We start from the raw sequence: 26,162 nt of genomic DNA, 5'->3' as shown, positions 1-26,162 counted from the left end.
CTATACCCGACAAGGTGCGAAAACCCATGCGGACCGGCCGGTCTGTGTCGCGACCAGCAGCTATCCGACAACCGATCGGTCTGTGACCAAGGACACAGTGAAGGGTGTGGAGATCGGCAGAGTTAACCAGGCGCTTTCCAGAAGGTTCGGTCGGTTATCCGGCTCCCCGGTAACATCGCGCGGGGCGGAGGGGATCATCCTCACCGGGAAGCGATAACCCGTGCCCGTCGTGGTCGATAGTGGAGAGTTGATGCCGAGCTTGGACAAACCCGATTCGTACACCGCCGATACCCGCGCGGGCACCGAACCGGCGGTATACGTCGAGGATGTCCGTAAGTCTTTCGGAGATGTGCATGCGCTGCAGGGCATCAGCTTCACGGCTTCCCGTGGCAGCGTGCTCGGCATTCTCGGCCCCAATGGCGCGGGCAAGACCACCATGGTCAAAGTTCTGTCCACGCTGCTGCGCCCGGACTCCGGCACCGCCATCGTCGCCGGGCACGATGTGCGCGCGGACCCGGCCGGAGTACGGCGCTCCATCATGATGACCGGTCAATACGCCGCACTCGATGAAAACCTCTCCGGGCGCGAGAATCTCGAATTGTTCGGCCGTCTCATGGGCTTGAGTCGCAAGGCCGCCCGCGAGCGGGCCGATACCCTGCTGGAGCAGTTCGATCTCACCAGCGCGGGCCGCCGCTCCGTGCGGAACTACTCCGGCGGTATGCGCCGCCGCGTCGATATCGCCTGCGGACTGGTGGTCCGCCCCGAGGTGGTCTTCCTCGACGAACCCACCACCGGCCTGGACCCCCGCAGCCGCCAAGGCGTGTGGGAACTGGTCTCCGCCCTCAAGGACCAGGGCATCACTGTCCTGCTGACCACGCAGTACCTCGAAGAAGCCGATGTGCTCAGCGACAACATCATCGTGATCGACAAGGGCATCGTCATCGCCGAGGGCACCGCCGACGAACTCAAGGAGAAGACCGGCGGCAGCTACTGCGAGGTGGTGCCGCTCGATCCGACCCATCTGCGGCAGGTCGCCGATGCGCTCGGCGATCTGGTTCCGGCCGCCGTGCGAGCCGATGTCAATGGCGCCGATCGGCTGTCGATCCCGGCACCGGAGGGCGCGGCCACACTGGCCGAGGCACTGCGCCGCCTCGATGGCGCGGGTGTGCAACTCGCCGACATCGGCTTGCGCCGACCCTCGCTCGACGACGTATTCCTGGCCCTCACCGGGCATTCGGGTAGGTCGGCATGAGCGGTCAGGGCCCGGAGGAGGCAGCTCGCGTAACCACGCAGGGCCCCCGTTCATGCCGCAATAGGCACGGCATGAGCGGTCAGGGCCCGGAGGAGGCAGCTCGCGTAACCACGCAGGGCCCCCGCTCATACTGGGAGGGCACGGCGTGAGCACTGCCCTACAGGTCGAGGCGGACTCGCAGTTGTTCGTGGGACTGCCCGAGGCGAAGCCGTCGAGCTTCGCGCAATGGTGGGCATTGACCGCGCGCGTGGTGCGGGTGATGGCCACCAAGGGCGAACTCGTCGTCGCCGTGATCACGCCGCTGGTATTCACGCTCGGCTTCTATCTGCCGCTGCGGCACATCATGAACCTGCTCAATATCGACTACGCGCAGTACGTCATGCCGATCATCGTGCTGCAGACCATGGCCTTCACCATGATGTCGAATGCGCAAATGGCGGCCTTCGAAGCGCTGACCGGACTGACCACTCGGATGCAGACCATGCCGATCGGTGCCCTGGTACCGCTGACGGCCCGGATCAGCGCCGGACTGGTGCGGTCGGTGACCTCGCTGGCGGCCGCCCTGCTCTGGGGGCATTTGATCGGCTTCCAGTTTGTCGCCGGGTGGGGACAGGCCGTCCTGTTCTGTGTCTTCTCCCTGGCGGTCGGCACCGTCCTGGCGATCGGCGCGGACGGATTGGGCTCGCTGACCAAGAGCCCGGAATCGCTGAGTCAGGCGCTGACCCTGCCGACCCTGATCTTCGGCATGCTGTCGTGCGGGTTCGTGCCGGAAGAACGGTTCCCGCAGTGGATTCAGCCGTTCGTGCGCAACCAGCCGATTTCGCAGTTCTCCTTCGCGTTGCGGGATATGGCCGAGGGCGGGGTCACCTGGGATGTGCTGTGGGTGCCGCTGGTGTGGCTGATCGGGCTATCGGTGGTGTTCATTCCGATGGCGGTGTGGGCGAGTGTGAGGCGGTCATGAGTACGGTCGAGAACAGTGTGGCGGGGACCGTGACCGATGTGGTGCCACGCGATATTCCGCTGCCGGTGGTGCCGCCGCGCATCGAGCGCGCGCTGACCACATGGGCGGAGCAGAGCTTCATCCAGTGCAAGCGCATGCTGCTCGGCTGGGCGCGGAGCCCCTCGGTCACCGTTCAGGTGCTGCTGTATCCCGCGCTGACCCTGCTGATGTTCGATGTGGTGCTGGGCGGATCGATCAAGGCCGTAACCGGTATGCCCGCGATCTACGGCCAGGTCCCGATGGTGATGCTGGTGGCCGCGATGACCGGTGCCGTGGTGAGCGCGCTGGGCTTCAAAGTGGAGAAGGCCAGCGGTCTGCTGAGCCGGTTCTGGACCATGCCCATCCACCGGGCGGCCGGATTGACCGGCCGACTGCTCGCCGAGGTCGTGCGCGTGCTCGTCACCACACTGTTCGTCCTCGCCGTCGGGATCGCCCTGGGCTTCCGATTCTGGAACGGGCCCCTCGCCGGAATTGCCATGCTCATGATTCCGGTGCTGTTCGCGCTCGGTTTCACGGTGCTGGTGACCGCATTGGCGACAATCACCGAAGGCGTGGTGCTGGTCCAGGTCATTGGAATCGTCAGCAATCTGCTCATGTTCTTCAATACCGGTTTCGTGCCGGTGGGCGCCTACCCGACGTGGCTGCAGCCGATTGTCGAGAACCAGCCCATGAGTTGTGCCATCGACGCCATGCGCGGCCTCGCCTGGGATGGCCCCGTGGCGGTACCACTGCTGAAGACCCTCATCTGGACCATCGGCATGCTCGTGCTCTTCGCGTACCCGGCGATTCGCGGCTACCAGCGTGCGGCCGAAACCGCGTGAGGGTTGATCCGGCCTGAGCGGTCACATTCGACCGAGTGGCAGCGGGGTTCGCTGCCTCCGGGCGGATGGTGTCCGCTCAGACCGGATATGGTCGGCGGCTACTTCGCGTCCTTGACCTTTCGCACGGCATCCACGAAGAACTGCTCCGCGGCCGCCTCATCGAGCGTCTCGTTCAACGAGGTCACCCGCACCGCGACCGTGGTCCCGCGCAGGGTCGCCCACCCGGCGTAGGTCGCGGTGACGGCCGGCTCGACATTCGCCACGGCGGCCGTACTGGTCGAGTACGAGGCGATGGCGTCGATACCGTCCAACGCGGCGGGCGGTGTGCGAGTGTCCACCTTCACCGAGGAATCCATCCGCTCACCCTCCATAACGCGGCTGATCGTCAGTTGCGGGCATTCGGCCTCGGCCTGAGCGAATTTGGTGAGGTCGGCGACGCGGCCGGAAACGAATTCGGTGAGGATCGCGGTGTCGGCGACGACCGCGGTGATGGCGGCATCGCTGAGTGTCTCCCTGCTCACCGCCTCCAGGTCGAGCTGCGGGGCGCGGCACTCCTCCGGCGTAATGGTGGAGTCCGACTTCACCCCCGCGAAATCGGCCATCGACTCGCGGAGTTGGTCCGGCGGGATACTCACCTTCTTCGATCCGGCCGGTAGTTCCGATCCCGTCAGCACCAGTTGATCGCGGGGGGTGCTCGGAGTCGTGTCCGTCGCGCCGGTCGCGGTGTCGCTACCGCATCCGGCCGCCAGCACACTCGCGCAGATCGCCGATGTGGTCATCAGAGTCCGAAAGTTCACCGGCACAGCATGCCGTGACTTCGCCCCGCAGAAGGGCACATTCCCCGCTACCGGTGTGAGCCGGGCGAGTCCTTTACCGGTTATGACCGCTTCGTCTGTCGGGTATGACCGTCTCGACCGGATGCGCCAGCAAAGTGTGGCGTGGCTCACGATATGGTGACCGCATGGCTTACCTGGTCACCGGGGCAACCGGGTTCATCGGTCGATTCCTCATACCGGAACTGCTCGAGCGCGGCGAACAGGTGCATGTATTGGTGCGGCCAGGCGAGGATTCGGTGCTGCGTTTCAACCGGTGCGTGCGGACCTGGGATGCCGGGGACCGCGTACGACCGGTGCGCGGCGACCTGAGCGCGCCCGGCGTCGGCATCGACCCGAACTGGGTTGCCGCGCAGCGGGGTTCGATCGACCATATTTTCCATCTGGCGGGCGGTTACGACGCGGTCGGGGCGAGCGGCGGTACCCGGCGGGTGCTGGAATTGGCCGGGGAGCTGTCCGCCGGTGCCCTGCACCATATTTCGAATGTGGCCGTGGCGGGTGACTGGGAGGGCCTGTTCGCCGAGGATATGCTCGATGTCGGCCAGGTGTTGGCAAGTCCGTGGCAACGGTCGCTGCTGGAGGCCGAACGCGCGGTCCGGGAGAACTGCCCGGTGCCGTGGCGGATCTATCGGCCGTCCATTGTGATCGGCCACTCCCGGACCGGTGAGATCGACCGTATCGAGGGCCCCTACTACTTCTTCCGGCTGCTGCGCATGGCCGCGCAATTGCCGCGCATCCTGCCCGTGGTGGCCCCCAAGCTCGGCGAAACCAATATGGTGCCCGTCGATTTCGTGGCCCGCGCTCTCGACTACCTCGCACATGTCGAGGTGCCCAGCGGCACCACATTCCATGTGGTGGATCCGCGTCGGCAAAGCGTCGCCGATGCCCTCAACCTGTTCGCCGATGAAGCGGGCGCACCGCATCTGGTGGAGGTCATGCCGAAGCAGACGCTCGATATGACCCTGCGCGTGCCCGGTATCGGCCGCCTGCTCCGGCAGGTCGGCGTGCCCACCGAGGTCATCGAGCACAGCGAATTCTCCTGCTGGTTCGACAACCGCAATACCGCCGCCGCCCTGCGGGACAGCGATATCAAGGTCCCGCCCCTGGCCGCCTACGCGCCGGTCATCTGGAAGTACTGGATCGAGAACTGGGTCTGAGCTCTCCCTCGCCCGGAGACAGATCCCGTGCCGTTCAGCGTCCATTCGGGCACGATGTTGCGGTGGAGCAATCTCGAATCCGGGTAGCCGCATACGTAATCAGGTGCCGCACAGTCCCTGAACTTCTGGTGTTCGACCACGTCGGCATGCCCGAGGCGGGAACCCAGATACCGGCCGGTGGCGTGCACCCGGGCGAAGACCTCGAACAAGCGGTCCTGCGTGAGGTGGCGGAGGAAACCGGGCTTTTCGATATCTCCGTGATCAACCGAATCGCTGTGGACCACCGCCCACACCCGCAGACCCGGCATCCACGCCGAACCACATTCTTCCGCCTTGACGCCAGGGAAGACACACCCGATGCCTGGACGCATCGGGTCGACGGCACCGGGGCCGACCAAGGCATGAAGTTCGCATGTCGCTTCGTGGTGCTACCACTGGAGAAGCCGCTGGCCGACCAACAGGACGCCTGGTTGGATCAAATCTCGACCTGAGCCGGGGGTGACGGTTCCGCTGTGGCTAGGCGTGGCCGGGTAACTCACTTGCGGAATCGGCGATGTCCGTCGGCCGTCCGAAGTCGTAATCGACCCAGCGGTTTCGGTTGGTCCAGCCGACCAGGTCGTAGCGCCAGCGGAACGGCCAGGTCTGCGCCACCGTCATGAATAGCGAGGCTCCCAGCGCGGTGTAGTCGTCGTGCGAGGAGAGCAGTGCCCGCTGCTGGCGTGGCGGCCTGGTGAAGAACGAGTCGAACATGGCGATGGATTGCTCCGTGGTCAGCCGCCCGAGCCCGTACACCCCGCGCATCCGCATCCAGTACACCAGTCGTGCCTGCCACGGCCACATCGCCTCGATCGGATCCGCGCCCCGTCGCAGGGCGTCGATCGCGGTGTCCACCAGCGCGAGTGAATCCGCCACGCAGTACCCGGTGATCGGATGCATCTGCCCGCCGCGGGACCCGAACGGAATCACCTGTCCGAGCCCGGCTTTCGGCGGCGCCTCATCGAGCGGATAGTGCGCCGCCTCGCTGGGTTCGTCGCCACGTAGTCGAATCCCGTGCGCGGCAAGTCGATTCAGGGTCCGCCGCCGCAATTCGTGCTGCGGCATCCCGCCACGCAATCCGAGACTGGTCTCCTCGAAGATGACGGTCCCATCCCCGAGCGGTACCGAGTACAGGAAGGACGGCGGCTCATCGGGCCCCGCCCCGTTCTCATCCCGCCAGTCCAGCAGCAGCCCCTCACCCGGTTTGACCATGGGCGCGGCAATATCCTCGGCCACGAAAATCCCATGTGCACTGGCGGTCCGCCGCGGCCCCGGCGCGGCCTGTCCCCGCGTATCGAAGACCGTGGCCGCCTTCACCTCGGTCCCATCCGCCAATTCCACCCGGTGCGCGTCGACAACCCGTGCCCGCTGCGCGATCACCGTCGCGCCGTCCAACGGCAGCGCATCCCACAACCCCTGCTTGGACAACACGCAGTAGGGCCGCTCGATCCGCCGCTCCGCCTTGGTCCACACCACGGGTGCCTCGATCCGGCTGGCAATCGCACTGTGCGATAACCACTGCGGCAATTCATCGATCCAGCACGAATACGTCGGCACCCACAACCGCTCCGGCCGCGGATCCACCGCCACAACGTTCAACCCCGCCCGCACGGCCCGATGTGCCAGGGCCCGCCCCGTCGGCCCCAGCCCCACCACACAAATATCGGCGCCCTTGCCGACCCGCCCACTCATACCCGCATTCAAACAGCATTTCGCCCACCCCCGCCAGACCACATCCCCTCTGGCCTACTGGGCAAGCCCACCGAGGAGGGCTTGCCCGGTCCTGAGCTACTTCGGGGTCACCCAGGTGGTGATGTCGGCGTGCACGACCTCGAGGCCGGTCTTGTCGAAGATCGAGACCGGGACGATCAGGTTCTGGCCCTCGGTGATCTCGTCGAAATCGGGGAGTTCGGGAAGCTTCGCCACCGCGCGAAGGCTCGAATTCGCCTTGGCCAGGTACTGCACGTTCATGGCCTTGGGAATCCAGCGGTGGGTATCGGGGACGGTGGCCTCGCTCAGCATGCCCATGGCGACCTCGGCGAGATTGCAGGCGGCGATGGCATGGAAGGTGCTGAGGTGGTTGTGAATACCGAACCACTTGGGGGCGGTCACCTCGCACAGACCCGGTTCCAGGCGGATGACGGTCGGCAGCACCGTGCCGAAGTACGGCACCCGCGCGACCATGCCCAGGGAGAACAGGGTGTGGCCCAAACGATTGTCGGGCAGCTTCTTCCAGCCGCGGTAGGTGGCGGTCTCTTTCGTCATACCGAGTATCTTACTCGAAAGTAAGTTATTCGAAAGCTGCCCGGGGCTCGGGCGGCGGCGGGCTCGCGCCGTGGGTCTGCCGCCCAACTCGTCCAGGGGAATGCCCATGGCATACTGCCTCCGCAGCCCGATTCGACGTATCCGTCCGCATTTTTCGTGCCGATGGATGTGACCAGCGCCATCACCTGGCGTATCGGAGGGGGGCGATTTGAAGTCCTCCCGAGCCTCGAGGCATACTGTTCGGGTTGCCTGCACCGGGTTGCGTCTGTTCTGTGGAACTGCGCTGGTGGTCGCGGGTAAGCAAGACCCAAATCTAGTACCCGGCTTTTGGCGCGGGTACGTCCGGAACAGGGTTCCGAGGCTCCACAGGATTTGATCCGGGGCCGGAGAATGAGCGGATGGGCGACACGCCCGACCGCGTGGGCCGGAAGAACCATGACAGATGAACAGCGGTGACGGAGCGGGGTACACCCCGGTCGAGTTGGTTAGTTGCTGATGCGTCTTCGTGTGTTCGGGCTGTGCAAATGAGGGTGGTAGGGGAGCGAAAGCTTCCGGGCCACAACGCAAGCGGAGAAAAGGACACTCAGCGTGGCGGGACAGAAGATCCGCATCAGGCTCAAGGCCTACGACCATGAGGCGATCGACGCGTCTGCGCGCAAGATCGTCGAGACGGTGACCCGCACCGGCGCCCGTGTCGTCGGCCCGGTGCCGTTGCCGACCGAAAAGAACGTGTACTGCGTCATCCGTTCGCCGCATAAGTACAAGGACTCGCGCGAACACTTCGAGATGCGTACACACAAGCGGCTGATCGACATCCTCGACCCGACGCCGAAGACGGTGGACGCTCTCATGCGCATCGATCTTCCGGCCAGCGTCGACGTCAACATTCAGTGACGGGGACTGTAGATATGACTGACAACAAGAGCCGCCCGGCAGCGGGCATCCTGGGTACCAAGCTCGGTATGACCCAGGTCTTCGACGAGAAGAACCGCGTCGTTCCGGTGACCGTCATCAAGGCTGGTCCCAACGTCGTGACTCAGATTCGTACCGTCGAGGTCGACGGCTACTCGGCCGTTCAGATCGCATACGGCGCCATTGACCCGCGCAAGGTGACGAAGCCGGTTTCCGGCCAGTTCGCCAAGGCCGGTGTCACCCCGCGTCGCCACATTACGGAGATCCGCGTCGCCGACGTCGCCTCCTTCGAGGTCGGCCAGGAGCTTTCCGCCGACGTGTTCGAAGAGGGCACCTACGTCGACGTGACCGGCACCTCCAAGGGCAAGGGCTTCGCGGGCACCATGAAGCGCCACGGTTTCAGTGGCCAGGGTGCCTCGCACGGTGCGCAGGCTGTGCACCGTCGTCCGGGCTCCATCGGTGGTTGCTCCACCCCGGGTCGCGTGTTCAAGGGCATGCGCATGTCGGGCCGTATGGGTAACGACCGTGTCACCACGCAGAACCTCTCGGTCCACAAGGTGGATGCCGAGAACGGCCTGCTGCTGATCAAGGGCGCGATCCCGGGCCGCACCGGCGGCATCGTGATCGTCAAGAGTGCAGTGAAGGGTGGTGCCCGGGCATGAGCGCGGTGAGCACTGAGAAGAAGGCCGCCGGCCTGACCGTTCCGGTCAAGGCTCCGGGCGGCAAGACCGAGGGCACCGTCGATCTCCCCGCGGAGATCTTCGACGTGACCGCCAATATCGCGCTGATGCACCAGGTCGTCGTGGCCCAGCAGGCCGCGGCTCGCCAGGGCACGCACTCCACCAAGACCCGCGGTGAAGTCCGCGGTGGTGGAAAGAAGCCGTACCGCCAGAAGGGCACCGGCCGCGCCCGTCAGGGTTCGACCCGCGCGCCGCAGTTCGCCGGTGGTGGCACTGTGCACGGCCCGCAGCCGCGCGACTACACCCAGCGTCTGCCCAAGAAGATGAAGGCCGCCGCCCTGCGCGGTGCCCTCTCCGACCGGGCGCGCAACGAGCGCATCCACGTGATCACCGAACTGGTGTCGGGTCAGACCCCGTCCACCAAGGTGGCCCGGGACTTCCTTGCCGAGCTTTCGGTTCGCAAGCAGATCCTGGTCGTGGTCGGTCGCGAAGATGTCACCGCGTGGAAGAGCGTGGCGAACCTGCAGAACGTGCACCCGATCGCACCCGATCAGCTGAACACCTATGACGTGCTGAAGGCCGATGAGGTCATCTTCAGCGTCGAGGCGCTCAACGCCTTCGTGCACGGCCCTGCGGAATCCCCGCAGGACACAGCAGCTGCACAGGAGGAGAGCAAGTGACCACGATCGCCGACCCCCGCGACATTTTGCTGGCGCCGGTCATCTCCGAGAAGTCCTACGGACTGATCGAGGAAGGCACCTACACCTTCGTGGTGCACCCGGACTCCAACAAGACGCAGATCAAGATTGCCGTCGAGAAGGTTTTCGGCGTCAAGGTGACCAGCGTCAATACCGCCAACCGTCAGGGCAAGCGCAAGCGGACCAAATTCGGATACGGCAAGCGCAAGAACGTCAAGCGCGCGCTCGTGACCATCTCGGCCGACAGCAAGCCCATCGAGATCTTCGGAGGCCCGGTCGCGTAAGCGCCTGGGAATCCAGAAAGTAGAGAAGAACTCATGGCAATCCGTAAATACAAGCCGACGACCCCGGGTCGACGCGGTTCATCGGTCTCCGATTTCGCTGAGATCACCCGCTCGACCCCCGAAAAGTCGCTGCTGCGTCCGCTCACCAAGTCCGGTGGTCGTAACGCCCACGGCCGGATCACCACCCGGCACCGTGGTGGCGGCCACAAGCGCGCCTACCGTCTGATCGACTTCCGTCGAATGGACAAGGACGGCATCCCGGCCAAGGTCGCTCACATCGAGTACGACCCCAACCGGACCGCGAATATCGCCCTGCTGCACTTCGCGGATGGCGAGAAGCGCTACATCATCGCGCCCAAGGGCATCAGCCAGGGCACGAAGATCGAGTCCGGCGCCGGTGCCGATATCAAGCCGGGCAACAACCTGCCGATGCGCTCGATCCCGACCGGTACCACCATTCACGCGGTGGAGCTGCGTCCGGGTGGCGGCGCCAAGCTGGCCCGTGCCGCCGGTATGAGCATTCAGCTGCTGGGTAAGGAAGGCGCCTACGCCGTCCTGCGTATGCCCTCCGGTGAAATCCGTCGCGTCGATGTGCGCTGCCGCGCCACCATCGGCGAGGTCGGCAATGCCGAGCAGTCGAACATCAACTGGGGTAAGGCCGGCCGTATGCGCTGGAAGGGCATTCGCCCGACCGTGCGTGGTGTGGTCATGAACCCGGTGGACCACCCGCATGGTGGTGGTGAGGGTAAGACCTCCGGTGGTCGCCACCCGGTCTCGCCCTGGGGTAAGCCGGAAGGCCGCACCCGTAAGCCCAACCGTCCGAGCGACAAGCTCATCGTCCGCCGCCGCGGCAAGAAGCGTTAAGGAGGAGGTTAAAGATGCCACGCAGCCTCAAGAAGGGCCCGTTCGTAGACGACCACCTCCTCAAGAAGGTGGACGTTCAGAACGAGAAGGGCACGAAGCAGGTCATCAAGACCTGGTCGCGTCGTTCGACCATCATTCCCGATTTCATCGGCCACACGTTCTCGGTGCACGACGGCCGCAAGCACGTCCCGGTCTTCGTGTCGGACAACATGGTTGGGCACAAGCTCGGTGAGTTCGCGCCGACCAGGACGTTCCGTAGCCACGTCAAGGACGATCGGAAGAGCAAGCGGCGATGAGCACAGAAACTCAGAACCAGACCGCACGCGCAACCGCTAAGCATGTTCGCGTGACCCCGATGAAGGCTCGTCGTGTTGTGGACCTGGTCCGCGGCAAGCGAGTCGAGGACGCGCTGAACATCCTGCGGTTCGCTCCGCAGGCCGCCAGCGAGCCGGTCGCGAAGGTCGTGGCCTCGGCCGCGGCCAACGCCGAGAACAACCTCGGTCTGAACCCGGCCACCCTGGTCATCTCGACGGCATTCGTCGACGAGGGCGCGACCATGAAGCGTTTCCAGCCGCGGGCCCAGGGCCGTGCGTTCCGGATTCGCAAGCGCACCAGCCACATCACCATCGAGGTCGAGAGCGTGCCCACTGCCGGCGCTGCCACTCGTAGCCGCCGGAAGGGAGGGGCAAAGTAAATGGGACAGAAAATTAACCCCCATGGCTTCCGCCTCGGTATCACCACCGACTGGAAGTCGCGTTGGTACGCGGATAAGCAGTACGCGGAATACGTGAAGGAAGACGTCCAGATCCGCAAGCTCCTCGCCACTGGCATGGAGCGGGCCGGAATCTCGAAGGTCGAGATCGAGCGCACCCGTGATCGCGTCCGTGTGGATATCCACACCGCGCGTCCGGGCATCGTGATCGGCCGTCGCGGCGCGGAAGCCGATCGCATCCGCTCCGAGCTGGAGAAGCTCACCAAGAAGCAGGTGCAGCTGAATATCCTCGAGGTCAAGAACCCCGAATCGGATGCGCAGCTCGTTGCTCAGGGTGTTGCCGAGCAGCTGTCGAACCGCGTGGCGTTCCGTCGTGCGATGCGTAAGGCCATTCAGTCGGCCATGCGTTCGCCGAACGTCAAGGGCATCCGCGTGCAGTGCTCGGGCCGCCTCGGTGGCGCCGAAATGTCGCGCTCGGAGTTCTACCGCGAGGGTCGTGTGCCGCTGCACACCCTTCGTGCGGACATCGACTACGGCCTGTACGAGGCGAAGACCACCTTCGGCCGTATCGGCGTGAAGGTCTGGATCTACAAGGGCGACATCGTCGGTGGCAAGCGCGAGGTCTCCGCGACCGCCGCTCCGTCGGGCGATCGTCGCGAGCGTCGTGAGCGGCCGAGCCGTCCGCGTCGTTCCGGTGCCCAGGGCACCACTGCGACCAGCACTGAGGCCGGGCGTTCGGGCGCCGCCACCGCCACCGCGGTGGCGGAGGCTCCGGCTCCGGCAGAGACCCAGGAGGGCTGACCTCATGTTGATGCCTCGCAAGGTCAAGCACCGCAAGCAGCATCATCCCGGTCGTTCCGGTATGGCCAAGGGCGGCACCTCGGTGGCGTTCGGCGAGTACGGCATCCAGGCTCTGGAGCCGGCCTACGTGACCAACCGGCAGATCGAGTCGGCGCGTATTGCGATGACCCGCCACATCAAGCGTGGCGGCAAGATCTGGATCAACATCTACCCCGATCGCCCGCTCACCAAGAAGCCGGCCGAAACCCGCATGGGTTCCGGTAAGGGTTCGCCGGAGTGGTGGATCGCGAACGTGAAGCCCGGTCGGGTCATGTTCGAGATGTCTTACCCGAATGAGGAGACCGCTCGTGAGGCCCTGCGCCGCGCGATGCACAAGCTCCCCATGAAGTGCAGGATCGTAACCAGGGAGGAGCAGTTCTGATGGCTACCGGAACTCCGGCCGCAGACCTGCGCGAGCTCAATGAAGAAGAGCTCGTTGCCAAACTGCGCGAAGGCAAGGAAGAGCTTTTCAACCTGCGCTTCCAGATGGCGACCGGCCAGTTGCAAAACAACCGTCGTCTGCGTGTGGTCCGCCACGAGATCGCGCGCATCTACACGGTCATGCGTGAGCGCGAGCTCGGCCTGGCCTCCGGTCCTGAAGGCAAGGGAGACGCCGCATGAGCGACGTAAAGGGCCCGGCCAAGACGCCGGCCAAGGAAGAGGTACGCGGCCAGCGCAAAGTGCGCATCGGCTACGTTGTCTCCGACAAGATGACCAAGACCATCGTGGTCGAGCTGGAAGATCGCGTGAAGCACAAGCTTTACGGCAAGATCATCCGCACCACCTCGAAGGTCAAGGCCCATGACGAGAACGAGGTTGCCAATGTCGGCGACCGCGTGCAGCTGATGGAGACCCGTCCGCTGTCCGCCACCAAGCGGTGGCGTCTGGTCGAGGTGCTCGAGCGCGCCAAGTAGTCCTAGCGATTGCTTACGGGTCGGAAACGATCTGCGCTCGGCCGACTGGTCGTAGTAACGAAGGCCCGCTTCCCGACTGGGGGGCGGGCCTTCGTGTATTCGGGGGTGATTCCGCAGTGATGATGCCCGAATCGTGCGGATGGGGCTGCGGTGGTGAAGCCGCGATGGCGGGGATGGAGCCGGGTGACCCGCCCCCGACCGTGTCATGTCGATCGAACTTCTTTCTCGCGCAAGGGCGCTCGTGTCGCGTGGGTCTCTTCCGGCGCGCCGTGGTATTGGCGTAAAGGCCCCCCGAGGGGTTACCTTCTATGGGCTATGAGGGATGCTGCGACAACGACTTCGGGTGCTTGGCGGACGAGTGATGATGCGGCGGTGTCGTTTCGCGACGCCGCGGTGGCGTGGGCCCTGGCCGCCCACGAGGTGCTCGTCGAAACCGCTTCGGGCTACGGCAATTTCGTTACCGTGACCGAGCTGGCCGACCGGGTGCAGGAGATGTCGGGTGTGCGTACCGATGCCCCGACCCGCACCTGGATCGACGCCATTCTGCGTAAGGTCGCGCGACGCTGCCACCGTGCGGGCGAGCCGCCGCTGACCGCCCTGTGTGTCAATCGCAATCACAAGGTTGGGGACATCTACAAGTACGTCCTCGAATTGGCGGCCCTCCCGATTCCGGCCGATCTCGAGTTGCATGCCGGATACGCCCGCTGGCAGTGCTATCAGTCCTACGCCGCGGATGTCCCGGCGGAGCCCGGCATCCCGCCGCTCACCCCGAAGGTCGCTGCGGCCCGCGGGCTCGCCGCCGCTCCCGCCGAGGAGAAGCCGGAGACCACCCGGGTCGTCATGTGCTCGGAGTGCTTCACTCAGCTCCCCGCCAACGGGATCTGCTACTACTGCTGACGCACCGCGAGGCCCGGGTAGTCGACGATCAACCCGCTCGCGTCGTACACCAGTACGCCGGAGTAATCGAATTCCGGTGCCCTGTAATCGAATCGGTGCCGCGCGCCATCATCGGGTATCCGGTGGTACCGCTGCTCCAGCCGAGTGACCTTCGGTACCGCGAGGTGTACGTAGGCGGCGGGGGCATCGACCTCCTCGCCGACCCCGATCGACAGCCGATGGATCGGTAGGGCGTTGGTGCAGGCCGAGGCTTCGAGATCGATATCGACGCACCCGTCGAGCGCGGGTGCCGCGATCCCGTTCACCGTCCAGCTGCCCACCCCGTTCGCCGCCAGCCGCACACTCTCCCTGCTGCTTTCGTGGCGCACGGCAACCTGGGCGTGCCGGGTACGCCACTCGCTGTCCAGTGCGATCGAGTACTCCACGGTCCATCCGCGCCCACCCTCGATCGCGGTCGTACTCCCATTGATCAGCATGCCCGTACTCGTGGCACGAAGGAATGTGACCTCGAATCCCTCGCGCGCCGCACAGTGCCGCCACGCGGCCATAGCTGGCGGATTGTCGAATCGCACTCGTCCACTGTCGCACGGTCACCGGCCGGTGAGCGGGTGATTGCGGTAGCTGACGCGGTAGAAGGTGCGGCGCGAGACGCTGGCGCGGGCGACGATATCGGCCACGGTGGTGGCGGCATAGCCGCGCTCGGCGACGGCTTCGAGGACGCCGATACATCGGATAGCGACGGATCAATGCGCGAAGGCCCGCCTCCTTTCCGGGAGGCGGGCCTTCGTCTGAGGCCGCACGCCAGCAGCCGTGTTTCGGCGGGTGGTTACACCTTGCCGAGGTCGGCCGACAGCCAGTGCTCCGGCCGCATGTACACCACGACCTGTTCGCCATGGGATTCGGCGAACTCCAGGTATGGGTCCACCTTCTCGGGTGGCAGGTAGCGCGCCGCCATCTCGCGCAATTCGCCGCGATCCTCGGCCATCGGCACCACCCGGGTGATGGGCCCCTCCGCCGTCACGTAGCGGATGCTCGGCTCCAACACCTGCACCATGAGGCTGAACCGTCCGGCAGCCTCGAGCAGTTTGATCTTCTTGGATTGCGCCCCGGTCGTAATCCAGAGCTCGCTATTGGGTGAGTACTGGTACCAGATCGGCACGTTCAGCGGTGCTCGATCCGGCCCGGCGGTGACGGCCAGCGCCCCGATATGCGGCTGTGCGAGGAATTCCTGTCGTTCTTTCAACGTCAGTGCCATGGGTCCACCGTACGTGCCGGGTCCGACAGAACTATGACGTCCACCACTCTTGCGTTATACGTATACGTCTACATATAGTAGCCGCAGGAAGTGGCGAGCCGGGAGCTCCGAACTTCCACGGGCGAGTAGTCGAACCGTTGCGGAACAAGACAACTCGAACGCCTATCGCCTACTGCCCGCATGCCCGCATGCGCAGTAGCTAATGAATTGAGGGGAATCATGCCCACTGATCTGCACAAGCCCACCGATCCCACGAGCGCCTCCGCCGAGGCCGTGACCATAGACGTCACACCGGGCGATGACAGCCGACTCACCGAGATCGAACTCCGGGTCGGCCCCGGTGGTGCGCGGCGGCAGCGCTTCGTCGGCCGCCTAATCGGCGAGTACCGGCAGTTCACCACGCAGGGCGTCGCACAGCTGCGCGTCTATCAGGGCCGCACCGGCAAGTTCCTGATTCACCGCCAGGAGATCGACTGGTCCGATTCGTCGCAGCTCGTCGCGAACTGGACGAAAGGTCTCAGGGGGTGGCGCGATCTCATCGGCCTCGGTGAGGATGGGTGGGGCGAGTTCACGACCGAGATCGTGGACTCGATCGGGGAGTTGCGGGGCCGGTTACCGGAAAAGCTGTATCGCACGGTGCTCGATGTGATCGAGCATCCGTCCACACAGGTTCTCGATATCTGACTCGGCCGCAACGGTTCTGGAAGGGACTCCCCGCATGTTCGCCAGTTTGGGACGCTTCGTCGTTCATAGACCATGGGTTGTGATCGGCATCTGGCTGATCGCCATTATCGGCGTGGTGGTGGCCGCTCCGAAGCTCACCGCGACCACCGACCAATCCGAGTTTCTCCCTTCGCATTACGAATCCATCCAGGCGATGGAATTGCAGCAGAGGGCATTTCCCGACAGTCAGGTACCGGCCGCACTGATCGTCGTGGCGCGCTCCGACGAAGCGCCGCTCACCGAGCGCGATTCGGCGAAGGTAGCCGAGGTCGCGACCGTGCTGTCGGGCCGAAATATCGCCGATGTCACCGCGATCGCGGCGACTCCGCCGTCGGAGAACCGCCTGGTGCAGGTCATCGCGGTGCAGATGACGAAGGTCACCGCACCCGACGACACCCGGCAGACCGATGCGGTGAAGTCCCTGCGGGATGCCTTGAAGGAACAGGTCTCCGACACCGATCTGAAGGCGGGCATTACCGGAGCCGCCGCATCGCAATTGGATCAGGTGGAATCCAGTGAGAAGGGTCTGGCGATTATCGGCATCGCCACCATCATCCTGATTCTGACGCTGCTGCTGATTATCTTCCGCAGCCCGGTGATCGCACTGTTGCCGATTGTCGTCATCGCCGGTATCTCGATGCTGGTGGGTGGCGTAATCGCCATGGTGGCCAAGGCATTCGACCTGCAGATCGACAGTTCGGTGCAGGCGTTGCTGACCGTCGTACTGTTCGGCGTCGGTACCGACTACATCCTGTTCCTCATGTTCCGCTACCGAGAACGGCTGCGTGCCGGCGACGATGCCAGGACCGCCATGGTCAATTCGGTCTCGCGGGTCGGCGAGGCCATCACCTCGGCCGCGGCGGCCGTGATCATCGCCTTCGCTGCACTCATCCTCTCGACCCTCGGTATGTTCCGGTCGCTCGGAACGGCGCTGGCCATTGCCGTGGCGGTCATGCTGGTGGCGGGCCTGACCCTGATCCCCGCCATCGTTTCGCTGCTGGGCACCAAGGTGTTCTGGCCGTCGAAGGCGTGGCAGATGGAGCCGCGGGGCACTCGCTTCGCCGCGATCGGATCGGCCATGGGCAAGCGCCCGGCCGCCTTCGCGGCGGTGTCCGGTCTGGTGCTGGTGACCCTGGGTGTCTTCGCCGCCGGATTCAATCCGACCTTCGATCTGGGCTCCGGATCCACCTCGAATGCCTCCGAATCCGTGGTCTACAGCGACGAATTGCGCAAGGGCATGCCCGCGGGCACCACGCAGCCGTCGCAGGTGTACCTGAGCAATGACGGTGGTACGGCGCTGACCGCCGACCAGTTGGCGGATTTCGGTACGGCGCTGACCAGTGTCGATGGCGTGGGCCAGGTTTCGCCCCCGACGACATCGCCGGACAGTTCGGTGGCCGAATTCCAAGTGACGCTGTCGAATACACCCGAGTCCGATGCGGCCCTCGAAACGGTGCGGGGCCCGCTGCGTGATGTCGCGCATTCGGCCGCGCCCGCCGGAACCACAGCGGTCGTGGGCGGTATGACCTCGGTGTTCGTGGACTTCCAGGCCGCCATGAATCGCGATTACCGGGTCGTCTTCCCGGTGGCCGCGGTGTTGATCATGATCGTGCTGGCCCTGCTACTGCGCAGTGTGGTCGCGCCCTGGTATCTGATGGCGTCGGTATTCCTCGGATTCGCCGCCACCCTCGGTGCCGCGGTGCTGGTATTCCAGCAGTTGCAGGGTGAAACCGGTCTGATCTTCACCTTGCCGCTCATCATGTACCTGTTCGTGGTCGCGCTCGGCACCGACTACAACATCCTCATGGTGGCCCGTTTGCGGGAGGAAGCGCGGGAGGGCCTCGATCCCAAACAGGCCGCCGCGTCCGCGGTGCGGCATACGGGTCCGACCATTGCCGCCGCCGGTCTCATCCTCGCGGGTACCTTCGCGTCGATGATGTTGGCCGGTAATAGTGCGATGGCCCAGATGGGCTTCGCCATCTCGGTGGGTATCGCCATCGCGGCCTTCGTCATGTCGATGTTCTTCACCCCGGCCGTCACTGCCCTCATCGGCCATTTCGCCTGGTGGCCGGGACACGGTGACGAACCTCGCGAGTCCGAGGGGCAGCCGGAGTCGGAGCTGTCGTTCTCCCTGGAGAAGGACGCCGCCGGACGCTGATCCGAGAGGTGGTACGAAAGCTTCAGGCCCGCTTCCCGATTCGGGAGGCGGGCCTGAAGTCTTTCGAAAGGAGCGGGCCAGGCCGGCGAGGGAACAGAGGATTGCAGCCGGCCTGGCCCGCGGCGATTCGGTGAGCCGCGCTCTACCGAACCGGGTCTATTACGAGCCCAGGAAGCCGAGTGGGCCCGCACCGCACGTGGCGCTGCCGGTCAGGGTGGGCTGTAGGACATTGACCTTCAGTTCCCAGGCGGAGCCCTGCAGGGCGGCCAGGGTGTGGGTGCCCGCGCCCTTCGGGGTCCACTGGATGGTGGCCTTGCCGTTCGACGGTTTGACCGGGCTGCCGGGTATGACTCGGCCGCTGTCGTGGAACCAGACCTCGAACCAGTGGTCGACATTGGCGGTGATTTCGTAGGTGCACGCCGCGTAGATATTGCGCGCGTTCACCGATAGGCCGGTGGGGACGGCGGACGCGTAGGGCGCCGTCAGCGCCGCCGAACAGGCCATCGCGGCCAGCGCGGTGAGACCGACACCGGCCCGCCGGGCGATGCGCTTGTTCACGGACATCGTCATGTGGAAACTCCTCGGGTGCCAACCGCATCAGATGCGGACGAGCGAACCCTATCGAGCGTCCAGTTAACGCGTGGGGCTTTCGGAAAATAACTGAAACAAGTTCTATTCAGTTCAGCGCAGGGTTACATGCCAGACCACGGCCGCGGCCAATGCGCCCGCGCCGTTCACCGCCCAGTGCAGGGCGATCGGGGCGAGCAGGCTGCCACTGCGGCGACGCAGCCAGGTGAACACCATGCCCGCGCCGGCGGTGGCGACCACGGCGAGGGCGATCCCGACGATCTGCCCCAGCGCGCCACCGCCGAGAAAACTCGACAGCCCCTTGTTGCCGCTGGTCAAACCCATCGACGAGGCGATATGCCAGAAGCCGAAAAGTAGTGAGCCCCCCGCGAATACGCCCCGTGCGCTGTACACGCGGTCAAGGGTCCCGTGCAGCACACCGCGGAAGGCGAGCTCTTCGGGAATCACCGTCTGCAGTGGTATGACAACCATGGAGGCGATCAGCGCGCCGGAGACGGTCGCATACCGGTCGGCCAGGAAGAACGGCCGGGTAATGGGTAGCGCCGCGCCGATGGCGACCGCCGCCAGCACCACCCCGACCGCGCCGAGCGCCCAGAGTGAACCCTTACGCCAATGCCGTGGCGAGAGTCCCAGTTCCGCCCAGCCCAGTCCGCGCCGCCGCACCAGGGCCAGTAGTGCGAACGCGGCGATCGGGACCGTAATAATGCTGGCCCACGCGGTGGTGAAATGCGCGATGAGATTGGTGCCGATCAGAACGACGACAACGACGGCGATATCGATATAGGCATGCAGCCGGCGGCGCGCCATGGCCGTCGGGGCCGGTCGGACGGCGACAGCGCCGTTATCATTCTGAGACATCCGGGCCAGTCTACGGATCGTTCCTGTGAGTGCACCCCGATGTGGTGAATCCGCCGCTATCTCCCCGCCCACCCCTGTGGATCGTGCCATGCCTGGAGGGTCCGTTTCGTTTCGAAGCGCCGAGGCTCCCGTGTCACCGGATCGGTGAATTCGATGGCCGAGGCCAGCAGCTGGAGTGGACGGGTGAAGTCGTCCACAGGCTTATCGGTCAGTTCGGGATAAAAATCGTCACCGAGGATCGGTATACCCAGGCCGTTCATATGCAATCGGAGTTGGTGGGTGCGCCCGGTGCTCGGCCGAAGTCGATAGCGGCCCAGATCATCTCGGTGTTCGAGCAGTTCGACGTGGGTTTCGGCATTGGGTTCACCCGGCACCTCGAAGGCCTTGAGTACCTGCCGTTCCTTGACAATCCGGCTGTGCACGACCCTGGGCAGTTCCAATTCCGGGTCGAAGCGGGCGATGGCCTCGTACTCCTTGCGCACCACCCGCTTGTGGAACATGGTCTGATACGCCCCGCGGCGGGCCGGGTCGATAACGAAGAGGACCAGCCCGGCGGTCGCGCGGTCGAGCCGGTGCGCGGGAATCAGATCCGGTAGCTCGAGGTCGCGGCGTAGTCGTACCAGTGCGGTCTGCAGAATGTGTTGGCCACGCGGGATGGTGGCCAGGAAGTGTGGTTTGTCCGCGATCAGTATGGCGTCGTCGCGGTAGACGATATCGATCTCGAACGGCACATCGGTTTCCACCGGTAGGTCGCGGTGGAACCAGATCGCCCCGCCGGGTACATACGGCGCGTCCGGGGCCAGCGGCCCCTCGAGGTCCACAATGCCGCCCTCGCGCAGCAGTTCGTCGATGCGTGCGGCGGGTACGCGCGGCAGCCGCTCCACCAGATGGTCGCGGATGGTGGCCCACTGGCCGTCTTCCGGTAGTCGCAACCGGGCGGGGTCGAGCCCGTGCCGCTTCGGTAGCGGCGGCTGCTGCCTGCGTCTCACCCGATGACCCTACCGGCGCGCCGCCACCCGCGATCTCGCAGGTAGAGAGGTACGGGGAATGGGAGACGGGGTCAGAAGCCGCGCAGTCGGTCGGGGGTGATGCGAACGGCTTGCGAGTACGTGGCGTAGAACTGCTCGGCCGTCATTTTGAGATCGGCCAGGCCCTCTGTGTACTTGGCTGTGTAGCGGGCGATTTCGTCCGGATTGGGGTCGGTGGGGTCGATGCGGGCGGCGCCGGTGAGGACGAGGACCTCGCCGCCGGAGGCGGTGGAATTGAGATTGAGCGAAACCCGGGGGTTGCGAGCGATATTGCGGAGCTTCGGCTGATTGGGCTCGCTGAAGAGGAGAATTTCGCTGCCGTTCCAGAGAAACCAGACCGGATTGGGCTGTGGGGTTCCGGATGGGCCGACGGTGGTGAGCCACGCGACGGTCTCACGCTCGAGGCGTTCGGCGGCATGCGCGCCGAACTCGGTATCGGTATCGACTACGGAAACGGCGGCGGGGCGGGCGTCAGGAGTGGTCATGCCACTCGCAACGCCCGCCCCCGCGACGGGATTCCGGCCCTGCTGGTATTTCCGGAGGCGAATCTCAGGATTTCGGTGCCACGGTGCGGTCCAGGAAGGACGTGACCATCGGGGCCAGCAGTTCCGGTCGGTGTACGACTGACACGTGGGAGGCACCCGGGATGATGGCCAACTCGGAATCGATCAGACCGGCCGGGGTATCGCCCATAATGCCGCCGCCCAGCAGGCGGAACACCTCCACCGCGTGCTCGGGGCGGACGATATCGGAATCGCCGATGATATTCAGCACCGGCATCTCCAGCGCGCGGACCGCGTCGGCGGGAACGGTGGGCAGATTGCTGTCCATCTCCTTGACCCGCGCCACCAGCGTCGGGAAGTCCTGCGGGCGAGGCGCGTTGGCGAGGTAGTAGTCGTGGAAGGGGCTGCCGTGCAGCATTTCCGGCTGTAGCTCGGTGATGCCCTCGAGGGTGCCGGGGTGCATAGCGTCCGGGCCGAGACCTCCGGAGAGCAGCACCAGCTTGCGTACCAGCCGCGGGTGGTGGATGCCGATATCGAGGGCCACGCCCGCGCCCATGCTGTAGCCGAATATATCGGCCTGCTGCACGCCGATCTGCTGGAGCAGGCTCGCGGTGTCGTCGGCCATGGTCGTGGTCCGCAGCGGACGGTCGATGTCGGGGGTGTGGCCGTGTGACTGCTGGTCGATGGCAATGACCTGGCGCTGCTTCGACAGCACCGGGATCAGCTCGCCGAAGTCGGCGTCGATACCGGACAGCGCGCCGTGCAGCAGTACCACCGGCGGCAGATCGTTGGTCTCGCCGTGCACCTCGTAGTACATATCGAGGCCGTTGATGGTGGCGCGGTGGCCGGGATCCGCGGCGGGCTGCGAGGGGGTTTCGGTATTGCTGCTGCAGCCCGCGAGGACGGCGGTGGCGAGCAGGGAGAGGGTCGCGAGGACGGTCTTCTTCATGGCGGTCTCTTCTCGAACGATGAAATCGATTGCGAGGCCGCGGTTCCTCGCTCGGTACATCGGTAGAGACGGGGGACCTTCGGAAAATTCATCGGTGGCGACCGGCTATTCATCCACCTGGGTGATTCAATTCCAAGAAAGTTAGCCTAACCTATCCTCGGACCGATTTTTGGTGAGAGGCGGAACAGATGACGGTGGAGGTCGCGCCGCCCCTGGTGGCGGACGCCGACTCGGGGGCGGACGGTAAACCCGATCGCACGGTGGTCAAGGAACGCAAGCAGCGCGAGATGCGGGCGCGAAAGGAGATCCTCGCCCCGGTCGCGGGGACGCTGAGCCTGGCGAGCGTGATCATCGCGATCTCCTCGGTCTGCGCCGTGGTCCCGTTCCTGCTGATCGTCCAGGCGTGCCGGGAACTGCTGGCCGATGCCACCGATACCGATCGGGTGTGGCGGCTGCTGCTCATCGCCGTCGTCGTGCTGGTGGTGCGGGCGGTGCTGCAGGCCGCGGCCCTGACCTGGTCGCACCTGGTCGACGCCGGATATCAGCTGACGCTGCGAAGGCTATTGGCCGATAAGCTGACCCGCGTACCGCTGGGCTGGTTCGGCGAACGCACCTCCAGCGACGTCAAGAAGTATCTCCATGACGATGTCGAAGCGCTGCATTATCTGGTGGCGCACGCCCGCCTGGATTTCGTTGGCTCGGTGACCATTCCGCTGGTGACGCTCATCTATCTGGCGACCGTGGACTGGCGACTCACGCTGGTGCTGCTGCTCCCGCTGTTCGTTTACGCGCTGTGTATGAAGAAGATGCTGGACGAACCGGGCCGGGAACGCATCGTGGCCTACAACGCCGCCGAGCAGCGCACCCGCGAGGCGACGGTGGAATTCGTCGACGGTATCCAGGTGGTGCGGGCCTTCGGGCGAGCGGGTAAGGCGCACAGCGTCTTCCAGGATGCGGTGGAACATCAGACCGAGAGCGTGCGCCGATTGAAGCTGCCGGTCGTTACCGTGCAGTCGATTTCGGAAACGGTGGTCGCACCGGTCTTTGTCATGCTGCTGGTCGTGGTGGCGGGGCTCGCGGGAGTGGGCGCGGGGTGGATCGAGCCGATCGACGTGCTGCCGTTCCTGCTGGTCGGACTGGGACTGGGTAGTTCGCTGCTCGGCCTCGGGTATGGCGCGCAGGCGCTGCGGACGGCCGGTGACGCCGCGCTGCGGCTGCACGAGTTGATGCGGACACCGGAATTGGCTTCCGGGGCGGGGAGTTCCGCGTCCGAGGGAGTGGATTCCGGCCACAAGCACGCCGGAATGACGGAAGGAGCGGCATCGTCGGCGGCTGCTGCCGTGGCGGCGGCTACGCCGGAGGTTCCCGCGGGCACGGTTCGGTTCGAGGGCGTGACCTTTGGGTACCGCGCCGATCATCAGGTGCTGCGCGGCGTGGATCTCGAACTCGCGCCCGGCACGATTACCGCGCTGGTCGGCCCGAGCGGTTCCGGCAAGTCCACCCTCGCCAAGCTGCTGCCGCGCTTCTATGACGTGGACGCCGGCCGGATCAGTATCGGCGGCCGGGATATTCGCGATTTCCCGACCGAGGAGCTCTATCGCACGGTCGGCTTCGTCTTCCAGGATGTGCGGCTGATTCGCGGCAGTATTCGCGACAACCTGCTGCTGGCGCGCCCGGATGCCGATGGCGCTGCTCTCGAGCGGGCGGCTCGGGCCGCGCAGATCCACGAGCGCATTACCGCGCTGCCCCGTGGCTACGACTCCGAGATCGGGGTGGATGCCACCCTGTCCGGCGGTGAGGCGCAGCGACTTTCCATCGCCCGCACCCTGCTGGCGGATACTCCGGTACTGGTGCTCGACGAGGCCACCGCCTTCGCCGATCCGGAATCGGAAGCCGCCGTACAGGACGCGCTGGCGGTCCTGGTGGCAGGCCGCACGGTGCTCGTGATCGCGCACCGACTGCACACCATTACCGATGTGGACCGGATTCTGGTGCTGGAGAACGGCACCCTGGCCGAACAGGGCAGCCACGCCGACCTCCGTGACGCGAACGGTCTCTACCAGCGACTCTGGGAAATCAATGAGGCGGCGCTGCATTCGATGACCGCGCTGGAATCCGGGGAGGGAACACGATGATCCGCACGGTATTCGGGCTCGTACCACGCGAATACACCTCGCTGACACCGAAACTGGTGGCCGCGATTCTGGCGCAGGCGCTGTGCCAGGCACTCGCCTACGTACTGCTGGTGCCGGTGCTGGAGGCTCTGTTCGGTGGCGACACCGACCGCGCCTGGTTCTGGACACTGTGGTTGGCCGCCGCGGTGGCGGGGGTCGTGGTGCTCAGCTACGTGCAGGCGGTGGTGGGCCTGCGCATAGGTGTGGGTATGCAGCACGGTTTGCAGACCGCACTCGGCGATCATCTGAATGCGTTGCCGCTGGGGTGGTTCGGGACCCAGAACGCGGGCACGCTCTCGCGCGTGGTGGTCGAGAATGTGCGCGAGGTGCAGGGGCTCATCGCCTACCTGCTCGCGAAAATGCTGACCGGTGTGGTGGTGCCGCTCGGTGTCGCGGTCGGCATGCTGTTCGTGGACTGGCGGATCTCCCTGGCCATGCTGCTGGCCGCACCGGCGCTGTACCTGGTGAACCTGTGGGCCAACCGTTCCTACTCCGCCGCCGATGAGCGGCTGCACGACTCGGCGTCGGAAGCCAATGCGCGAGTGCTGGAATTCGCGCAGGCCCAGCCGGTGCTGCGTTCCTTCGGTGCGGTCGGTGCGGGCAATAAGGCCCTGGACGCGGCCCTCGACCAGCAGCGTAAGGCCGCCACCGGCATGCTGCTGGCGAGTGTGCCCGGGCTGATGGTGTTCTCGCTCTGCGTGCAGGCGGTCTTCCTGGTGCTGGTGTACCTGGTTGTCGGCGAGGCCACGGGTTCGACCATTTCGGTGGCCGCCGCCATCGCGCTCATCGCGGTGAGCGCCCGCTTCATCGAACCGCTGAACCAGGCGGCCCAGCTCGGTACCGCCCTGCGTTCGGCCGTGGCAGCGGCCGAACGGGTGAGCACGTTGCTGGCGGAACCCACACTGCCGCAGGCGGATACACCGGTCACCCCGGGCGCGCCGAGCGTAGTGTTCGAGCAGGTGAGCTTCGGTTACGGCGACGGTACCTCCGTGCTGTCCGATATCTCCTTCACCGTCCCGGCGGGTACCACCACCGCGATTGTCGGCCCCAGCGGCGCGGGCAAATCCACGGTGCTACGGCTCGCGGCGCGCTTCCACGACACCGATTCCGGTCGAGTCGTGGTGGCCGAGCACGATGTTCGCGATCAGCCGTCCGAAACCCTGCTGGGCCAGCTGTCTCTGGTCTTCCAGAACGTCTACCTGTTCAACCGCTCCGTGCTGGAGAACATTCGGGCGGGCCGTCCGGATGCCACCGACGCCGAGGTGCGCGGTGCCGCCGAGGTGGCGCGCGTGGACGAGATCGCACACCGCCTGCCCGATGGCTGGGACACCGCCGTGGGGGAGGGCGGAGCGTCGCTCTCCGGTGGTGAACGCCAGCGGGTTTCGATCGCCCGCGCCCTGCTCAAGGACGCCCCGATCGTCCTGCTGGATGAGGCCACCAGCGCCCTCGATCCGCACAATGAGGCGGTTGTGGTTCGCGGCGTACACCAGCTCACCCGCGATAAGACGGTCATCGTGGTGGCACACCGCCTGGCCACCATCGCGCACGCCGACCAGATCCTGTTCATGGAGGGCGGCCGCATTGTCGAACGCGGCACCCACGCCGAACTTCTGGATCTGAACGGTCGCTACGCCGCCTTCTGGAACGAACGCAGCCGCGCTTCCGGCTGGCGACTTGAAGCAGCGCCGGCGTAGGGATATCGCACCCGCCGACGCGCGACCACTCACGGGGTGCACGGTATGTGAAAGTACACCTTCAAGA

The 26,162-nt window shown here is 65.4% G+C and carries 32 protein-coding genes; 21 read left to right on the top strand and 11 right to left on the bottom strand.

Annotated features, from left to right (window positions below):
* The first annotated feature begins 250 nt into the window (after window positions 1–250).
* From NU1_RS09715 to NU1_RS09705, 3 genes are all read left to right on the top strand, one after another.
* On the top strand, window positions 251–1,252 hold the full coding sequence (locus tag NU1_RS09715; protein WP_067519545.1) for a daunorubicin/doxorubicin resistance ABC transporter ATP-binding protein DrrA: 1,002 nt from the start codon (window positions 251–253) through the stop codon (window positions 1,250–1,252).
* A 145-nt stretch (window positions 1,253–1,397) separates the two neighbouring features.
* Window positions 1,398–2,213 (top strand): ABC transporter permease, encoded by an 816-nt coding sequence (locus NU1_RS09710; RefSeq protein WP_067519543.1) that lies wholly within the window; start codon window positions 1,398–1,400, stop codon window positions 2,211–2,213.
* On the top strand, window positions 2,210–3,073 hold the full coding sequence (locus NU1_RS09705; protein ID WP_067519620.1) for an ABC transporter permease: 864 nt from the start codon (window positions 2,210–2,212) through the stop codon (window positions 3,071–3,073). Before NU1_RS09710 ends, NU1_RS09705 begins: the two co-directional genes overlap by 4 nt.
* A gap of 98 nt (window positions 3,074–3,171) precedes the next feature.
* Here the strand turns inward: NU1_RS09705 and NU1_RS09700 are convergent, their stop codons facing one another.
* Window positions 3,172–3,870, bottom strand: a complete 699-nt coding sequence (locus NU1_RS09700; protein ID WP_157552073.1) for a hypothetical protein — start codon at window positions 3,868–3,870, stop codon at window positions 3,172–3,174.
* Between the two features lie 164 nt (window positions 3,871–4,034).
* Between NU1_RS09700 and NU1_RS09695 the strand changes: the two genes are divergently transcribed.
* Together NU1_RS09695 and NU1_RS09690 are read left to right on the top strand one after the other, a co-directional pair.
* On the top strand, window positions 4,035–5,063 hold the full coding sequence (locus NU1_RS09695) for an SDR family oxidoreductase (RefSeq protein WP_067519619.1): 1,029 nt from the start codon (window positions 4,035–4,037) through the stop codon (window positions 5,061–5,063).
* A 62-nt stretch (window positions 5,064–5,125) separates the two neighbouring features.
* Window positions 5,126–5,554, top strand: coding sequence for an NUDIX hydrolase (locus NU1_RS09690; protein ID WP_067519540.1), 429 nt, complete (start codon window positions 5,126–5,128; stop codon window positions 5,552–5,554).
* 25 nt (window positions 5,555–5,579) lie between these two features.
* Here NU1_RS09690 and NU1_RS09685 read toward each other — a convergent pair whose 3' ends face one another.
* The gene (locus NU1_RS09685) at window positions 5,580–6,791 is read right to left on the bottom strand and encodes a lycopene cyclase family protein (RefSeq protein WP_067519538.1); all 1,212 of its coding nucleotides are present in this window, start codon (window positions 6,789–6,791) and stop codon (window positions 5,580–5,582) included.
* Window positions 6,792–6,887: 96 nt separating this feature from the next.
* Window positions 6,888–7,364, bottom strand: coding sequence for a hotdog fold domain-containing protein (locus tag NU1_RS09680; RefSeq protein ID WP_067519536.1), 477 nt, complete (start codon window positions 7,362–7,364; stop codon window positions 6,888–6,890).
* A 588-nt stretch (window positions 7,365–7,952) separates the two neighbouring features.
* Between NU1_RS09680 and rpsJ the strand changes: the two genes are divergently transcribed.
* The 12 genes from rpsJ (at window position 7,953) to NU1_RS09620 (ending at window position 14,165) form a co-directional block, all read left to right on the top strand.
* Window positions 7,953–8,258: a 30S ribosomal protein S10 gene (rpsJ, locus tag NU1_RS09675; RefSeq protein WP_003938093.1), complete on the top strand. Its 306-nt coding sequence runs from the start codon at window positions 7,953–7,955 to the stop codon at window positions 8,256–8,258.
* 14 nt (window positions 8,259–8,272) lie between these two features.
* On the top strand, window positions 8,273–8,938 hold the full coding sequence (gene rplC, locus NU1_RS09670) for a 50S ribosomal protein L3 (RefSeq protein WP_067519534.1): 666 nt from the start codon (window positions 8,273–8,275) through the stop codon (window positions 8,936–8,938).
* On the top strand, window positions 8,935–9,636 hold the full coding sequence (rplD, locus tag NU1_RS09665) for a 50S ribosomal protein L4 (protein ID WP_067519533.1): 702 nt from the start codon (window positions 8,935–8,937) through the stop codon (window positions 9,634–9,636). Before rplC ends, rplD begins: the two co-directional genes overlap by 4 nt.
* Window positions 9,633–9,938 (top strand): 50S ribosomal protein L23, encoded by a 306-nt coding sequence (gene rplW / locus NU1_RS09660; RefSeq protein WP_067519531.1) that lies wholly within the window; start codon window positions 9,633–9,635, stop codon window positions 9,936–9,938. The genes rplD and rplW overlap by 4 nt, the downstream gene beginning before the upstream one ends.
* 33 nt (window positions 9,939–9,971) lie before the next feature.
* Window positions 9,972–10,802, top strand: a complete 831-nt coding sequence (gene rplB, locus NU1_RS09655) for a 50S ribosomal protein L2 (protein WP_067519529.1) — start codon at window positions 9,972–9,974, stop codon at window positions 10,800–10,802.
* A gap of 14 nt (window positions 10,803–10,816) precedes the next feature.
* Window positions 10,817–11,098: a 30S ribosomal protein S19 gene (rpsS, locus tag NU1_RS09650; RefSeq protein WP_067519528.1), complete on the top strand. Its 282-nt coding sequence runs from the start codon at window positions 10,817–10,819 to the stop codon at window positions 11,096–11,098.
* A complete protein-coding gene (gene rplV, locus NU1_RS09645; RefSeq protein WP_067519526.1) occupies window positions 11,095–11,496 on the top strand; it encodes a 50S ribosomal protein L22 in 402 nt (133 codons plus the stop codon). The genes rpsS and rplV overlap by 4 nt, the downstream gene beginning before the upstream one ends.
* On the top strand, window positions 11,497–12,315 hold the full coding sequence (gene rpsC / locus NU1_RS09640; protein WP_067519524.1) for a 30S ribosomal protein S3: 819 nt from the start codon (window positions 11,497–11,499) through the stop codon (window positions 12,313–12,315).
* A 4-nt stretch (window positions 12,316–12,319) separates the two neighbouring features.
* Complete coding sequence (gene rplP / locus NU1_RS09635) at window positions 12,320–12,736, top strand: 50S ribosomal protein L16 (RefSeq protein WP_067519522.1); 417 nt, start codon at window positions 12,320–12,322, stop codon at window positions 12,734–12,736.
* Window positions 12,736–12,975, top strand: coding sequence for a 50S ribosomal protein L29 (gene rpmC / locus NU1_RS09630; protein ID WP_067519521.1), 240 nt, complete (start codon window positions 12,736–12,738; stop codon window positions 12,973–12,975). The genes rplP and rpmC overlap by 1 nt, the downstream gene beginning before the upstream one ends.
* Window positions 12,972–13,268, top strand: coding sequence for a 30S ribosomal protein S17 (gene rpsQ / locus NU1_RS09625; RefSeq protein ID WP_067519519.1), 297 nt, complete (start codon window positions 12,972–12,974; stop codon window positions 13,266–13,268). Before rpmC ends, rpsQ begins: the two co-directional genes overlap by 4 nt.
* Before the next feature lie 372 nt (window positions 13,269–13,640).
* A complete protein-coding gene (locus NU1_RS09620; RefSeq protein ID WP_067519518.1) occupies window positions 13,641–14,165 on the top strand; it encodes a hypothetical protein in 525 nt (174 codons plus the stop codon).
* Here the strand turns inward: NU1_RS09620 and NU1_RS09615 are convergent.
* The 3 genes from NU1_RS09615 to NU1_RS09610 all read right to left on the bottom strand — a co-directional run bounded on the left by NU1_RS09615 (window position 14,156) and on the right by NU1_RS09610 (window position 15,420).
* Window positions 14,156–14,737 carry a putative glycolipid-binding domain-containing protein gene (locus tag NU1_RS09615; protein WP_067519516.1) on the bottom strand — a complete coding sequence of 194 codons (582 nt, stop codon included), beginning with the start codon at window positions 14,735–14,737 and terminating at the stop codon, window positions 14,156–14,158. The two genes, NU1_RS09620 and NU1_RS09615, sit on opposite strands and share 10 nt — an antisense overlap.
* Window positions 14,738–14,755: 18 nt before the next feature.
* Entirely contained in the window at window positions 14,756–14,890 is a 135-nt protein-coding gene (locus NU1_RS40180) for a helix-turn-helix domain-containing protein (protein ID WP_371859783.1), read from the bottom strand.
* Window positions 14,891–14,991: 101 nt separating this feature from the next.
* Window positions 14,992–15,420: a pyridoxamine 5'-phosphate oxidase family protein gene (locus tag NU1_RS09610; RefSeq protein WP_067519514.1), complete on the bottom strand. Its 429-nt coding sequence runs from the start codon at window positions 15,418–15,420 to the stop codon at window positions 14,992–14,994.
* A 219-nt stretch (window positions 15,421–15,639) separates the two neighbouring features.
* Between NU1_RS09610 and NU1_RS09605 the strand changes: the two genes are divergently transcribed.
* Both NU1_RS09605 and NU1_RS09600 read left to right on the top strand, forming a co-directional pair.
* Window positions 15,640–16,104, top strand: coding sequence for an EXLDI protein (locus tag NU1_RS09605; protein ID WP_067519512.1), 465 nt, complete (start codon window positions 15,640–15,642; stop codon window positions 16,102–16,104).
* 34 nt (window positions 16,105–16,138) lie between these two features.
* Window positions 16,139–18,301: an MMPL family transporter gene (locus NU1_RS09600; RefSeq protein WP_067519510.1), complete on the top strand. Its 2,163-nt coding sequence runs from the start codon at window positions 16,139–16,141 to the stop codon at window positions 18,299–18,301.
* Window positions 18,302–18,460: 159 nt separating this feature from the next.
* Here the strand turns inward: NU1_RS09600 and NU1_RS09595 are convergent, their stop codons facing one another.
* The 5 genes from NU1_RS09595 to NU1_RS09575 form a co-directional block, all read right to left on the bottom strand.
* Window positions 18,461–18,871: a hypothetical protein gene (locus tag NU1_RS09595; protein ID WP_084521135.1), complete on the bottom strand. Its 411-nt coding sequence runs from the start codon at window positions 18,869–18,871 to the stop codon at window positions 18,461–18,463.
* 111 nt (window positions 18,872–18,982) lie between these two features.
* Entirely contained in the window at window positions 18,983–19,747 is a 765-nt protein-coding gene (locus tag NU1_RS09590; RefSeq protein WP_084521134.1) for a CPBP family intramembrane glutamic endopeptidase, read from the bottom strand.
* Window positions 19,748–19,803: 56 nt separating this feature from the next.
* Window positions 19,804–20,736, bottom strand: a complete 933-nt coding sequence (locus NU1_RS09585) for an RluA family pseudouridine synthase (protein ID WP_067519507.1) — start codon at window positions 20,734–20,736, stop codon at window positions 19,804–19,806.
* A 71-nt stretch (window positions 20,737–20,807) separates the two neighbouring features.
* The gene (locus tag NU1_RS09580) at window positions 20,808–21,260 is read right to left on the bottom strand and encodes a TIGR03667 family PPOX class F420-dependent oxidoreductase (RefSeq protein WP_067519505.1); all 453 of its coding nucleotides are present in this window, start codon (window positions 21,258–21,260) and stop codon (window positions 20,808–20,810) included.
* 64 nt (window positions 21,261–21,324) lie between these two features.
* On the bottom strand, window positions 21,325–22,227 hold the full coding sequence (locus NU1_RS09575; RefSeq protein ID WP_067519616.1) for an alpha/beta fold hydrolase: 903 nt from the start codon (window positions 22,225–22,227) through the stop codon (window positions 21,325–21,327).
* A 188-nt stretch (window positions 22,228–22,415) separates the two neighbouring features.
* On the opposite strand from NU1_RS09575, the gene NU1_RS09570 reads away from it, so the two are divergent.
* Entirely contained in the window at window positions 22,416–24,362 is a 1,947-nt protein-coding gene (locus NU1_RS09570) for an ABC transporter ATP-binding protein (protein ID WP_067519503.1), read from the top strand.
* Window positions 24,359–26,095 (top strand): ABC transporter ATP-binding protein, encoded by a 1,737-nt coding sequence (locus NU1_RS09565; protein ID WP_067519501.1) that lies wholly within the window; start codon window positions 24,359–24,361, stop codon window positions 26,093–26,095. The genes NU1_RS09570 and NU1_RS09565 overlap by 4 nt, the downstream gene beginning before the upstream one ends.
* The last annotated feature ends 67 nt before the right edge of the window (window positions 26,096–26,162 follow it).

The organism is Nocardia uniformis NBRC 13702, from assembly GCF_001613345.1.
Taxonomy (GTDB): domain Bacteria; phylum Actinomycetota; class Actinomycetes; order Mycobacteriales; family Mycobacteriaceae; genus Nocardia; species Nocardia uniformis.
This window is presented reverse-complemented; position numbering and strand designations above follow the sequence as displayed.

What these genes read in the sequence shown, in the direction of transcription:
- NU1_RS09600 (WP_067519510.1), top strand. Translation starts at nt 16,139, where the DNA reads ATGTTCGCCAGTTTGGGACGCTTCGTCGTTCATAGACCATGGGTTGTG.
- NU1_RS09680 (WP_067519536.1), bottom strand. Translation starts at nt 7,364, where the DNA reads ATGACGAAAGAGACCGCCACCTACCGCGGCTGGAAGAAGCTGCCCGAC.
- rplD (WP_067519533.1), top strand. Translation starts at nt 8,935, where the DNA reads ATGAGCGCGGTGAGCACTGAGAAGAAGGCCGCCGGCCTGACCGTTCCG.
- NU1_RS09580 (WP_067519505.1), bottom strand. Translation starts at nt 21,260, where the DNA reads ATGACCACTCCTGACGCCCGCCCCGCCGCCGTTTCCGTAGTCGATACC.
- NU1_RS09590 (WP_084521134.1), bottom strand. Translation starts at nt 19,747, where the DNA reads ATGTCTCAGAATGATAACGGCGCTGTCGCCGTCCGACCGGCCCCGACG.
- rpmC (WP_067519521.1), top strand. Translation starts at nt 12,736, where the DNA reads ATGGCTACCGGAACTCCGGCCGCAGACCTGCGCGAGCTCAATGAAGAA.
- rpsC (WP_067519524.1), top strand. Translation starts at nt 11,497, where the DNA reads ATGGGACAGAAAATTAACCCCCATGGCTTCCGCCTCGGTATCACCACC.
- NU1_RS09695 (WP_067519619.1), top strand. Translation starts at nt 4,035, where the DNA reads ATGGCTTACCTGGTCACCGGGGCAACCGGGTTCATCGGTCGATTCCTC.
- NU1_RS09705 (WP_067519620.1), top strand. Translation starts at nt 2,210, where the DNA reads ATGAGTACGGTCGAGAACAGTGTGGCGGGGACCGTGACCGATGTGGTG.
- rplP (WP_067519522.1), top strand. Translation starts at nt 12,320, where the DNA reads ATGTTGATGCCTCGCAAGGTCAAGCACCGCAAGCAGCATCATCCCGGT.
- rpsS (WP_067519528.1), top strand. Translation starts at nt 10,817, where the DNA reads ATGCCACGCAGCCTCAAGAAGGGCCCGTTCGTAGACGACCACCTCCTC.
- NU1_RS09565 (WP_067519501.1), top strand. Translation starts at nt 24,359, where the DNA reads ATGATCCGCACGGTATTCGGGCTCGTACCACGCGAATACACCTCGCTG.
- NU1_RS09570 (WP_067519503.1), top strand. Translation starts at nt 22,416, where the DNA reads ATGACGGTGGAGGTCGCGCCGCCCCTGGTGGCGGACGCCGACTCGGGG.
- NU1_RS09575 (WP_067519616.1), bottom strand. Translation starts at nt 22,227, where the DNA reads ATGAAGAAGACCGTCCTCGCGACCCTCTCCCTGCTCGCCACCGCCGTC.
- rplC (WP_067519534.1), top strand. Translation starts at nt 8,273, where the DNA reads ATGACTGACAACAAGAGCCGCCCGGCAGCGGGCATCCTGGGTACCAAG.
- NU1_RS09685 (WP_067519538.1), bottom strand. Translation starts at nt 6,791, where the DNA reads ATGAGTGGGCGGGTCGGCAAGGGCGCCGATATTTGTGTGGTGGGGCTG.
- rpsQ (WP_067519519.1), top strand. Translation starts at nt 12,972, where the DNA reads ATGAGCGACGTAAAGGGCCCGGCCAAGACGCCGGCCAAGGAAGAGGTA.
- NU1_RS09595 (WP_084521135.1), bottom strand. Translation starts at nt 18,871, where the DNA reads ATGACGATGTCCGTGAACAAGCGCATCGCCCGGCGGGCCGGTGTCGGT.
- rplV (WP_067519526.1), top strand. Translation starts at nt 11,095, where the DNA reads ATGAGCACAGAAACTCAGAACCAGACCGCACGCGCAACCGCTAAGCAT.
- NU1_RS09610 (WP_067519514.1), bottom strand. Translation starts at nt 15,420, where the DNA reads ATGGCACTGACGTTGAAAGAACGACAGGAATTCCTCGCACAGCCGCAT.
- NU1_RS09715 (WP_067519545.1), top strand. Translation starts at nt 251, where the DNA reads ATGCCGAGCTTGGACAAACCCGATTCGTACACCGCCGATACCCGCGCG.
- rplB (WP_067519529.1), top strand. Translation starts at nt 9,972, where the DNA reads ATGGCAATCCGTAAATACAAGCCGACGACCCCGGGTCGACGCGGTTCA.
- NU1_RS09605 (WP_067519512.1), top strand. Translation starts at nt 15,640, where the DNA reads ATGCCCACTGATCTGCACAAGCCCACCGATCCCACGAGCGCCTCCGCC.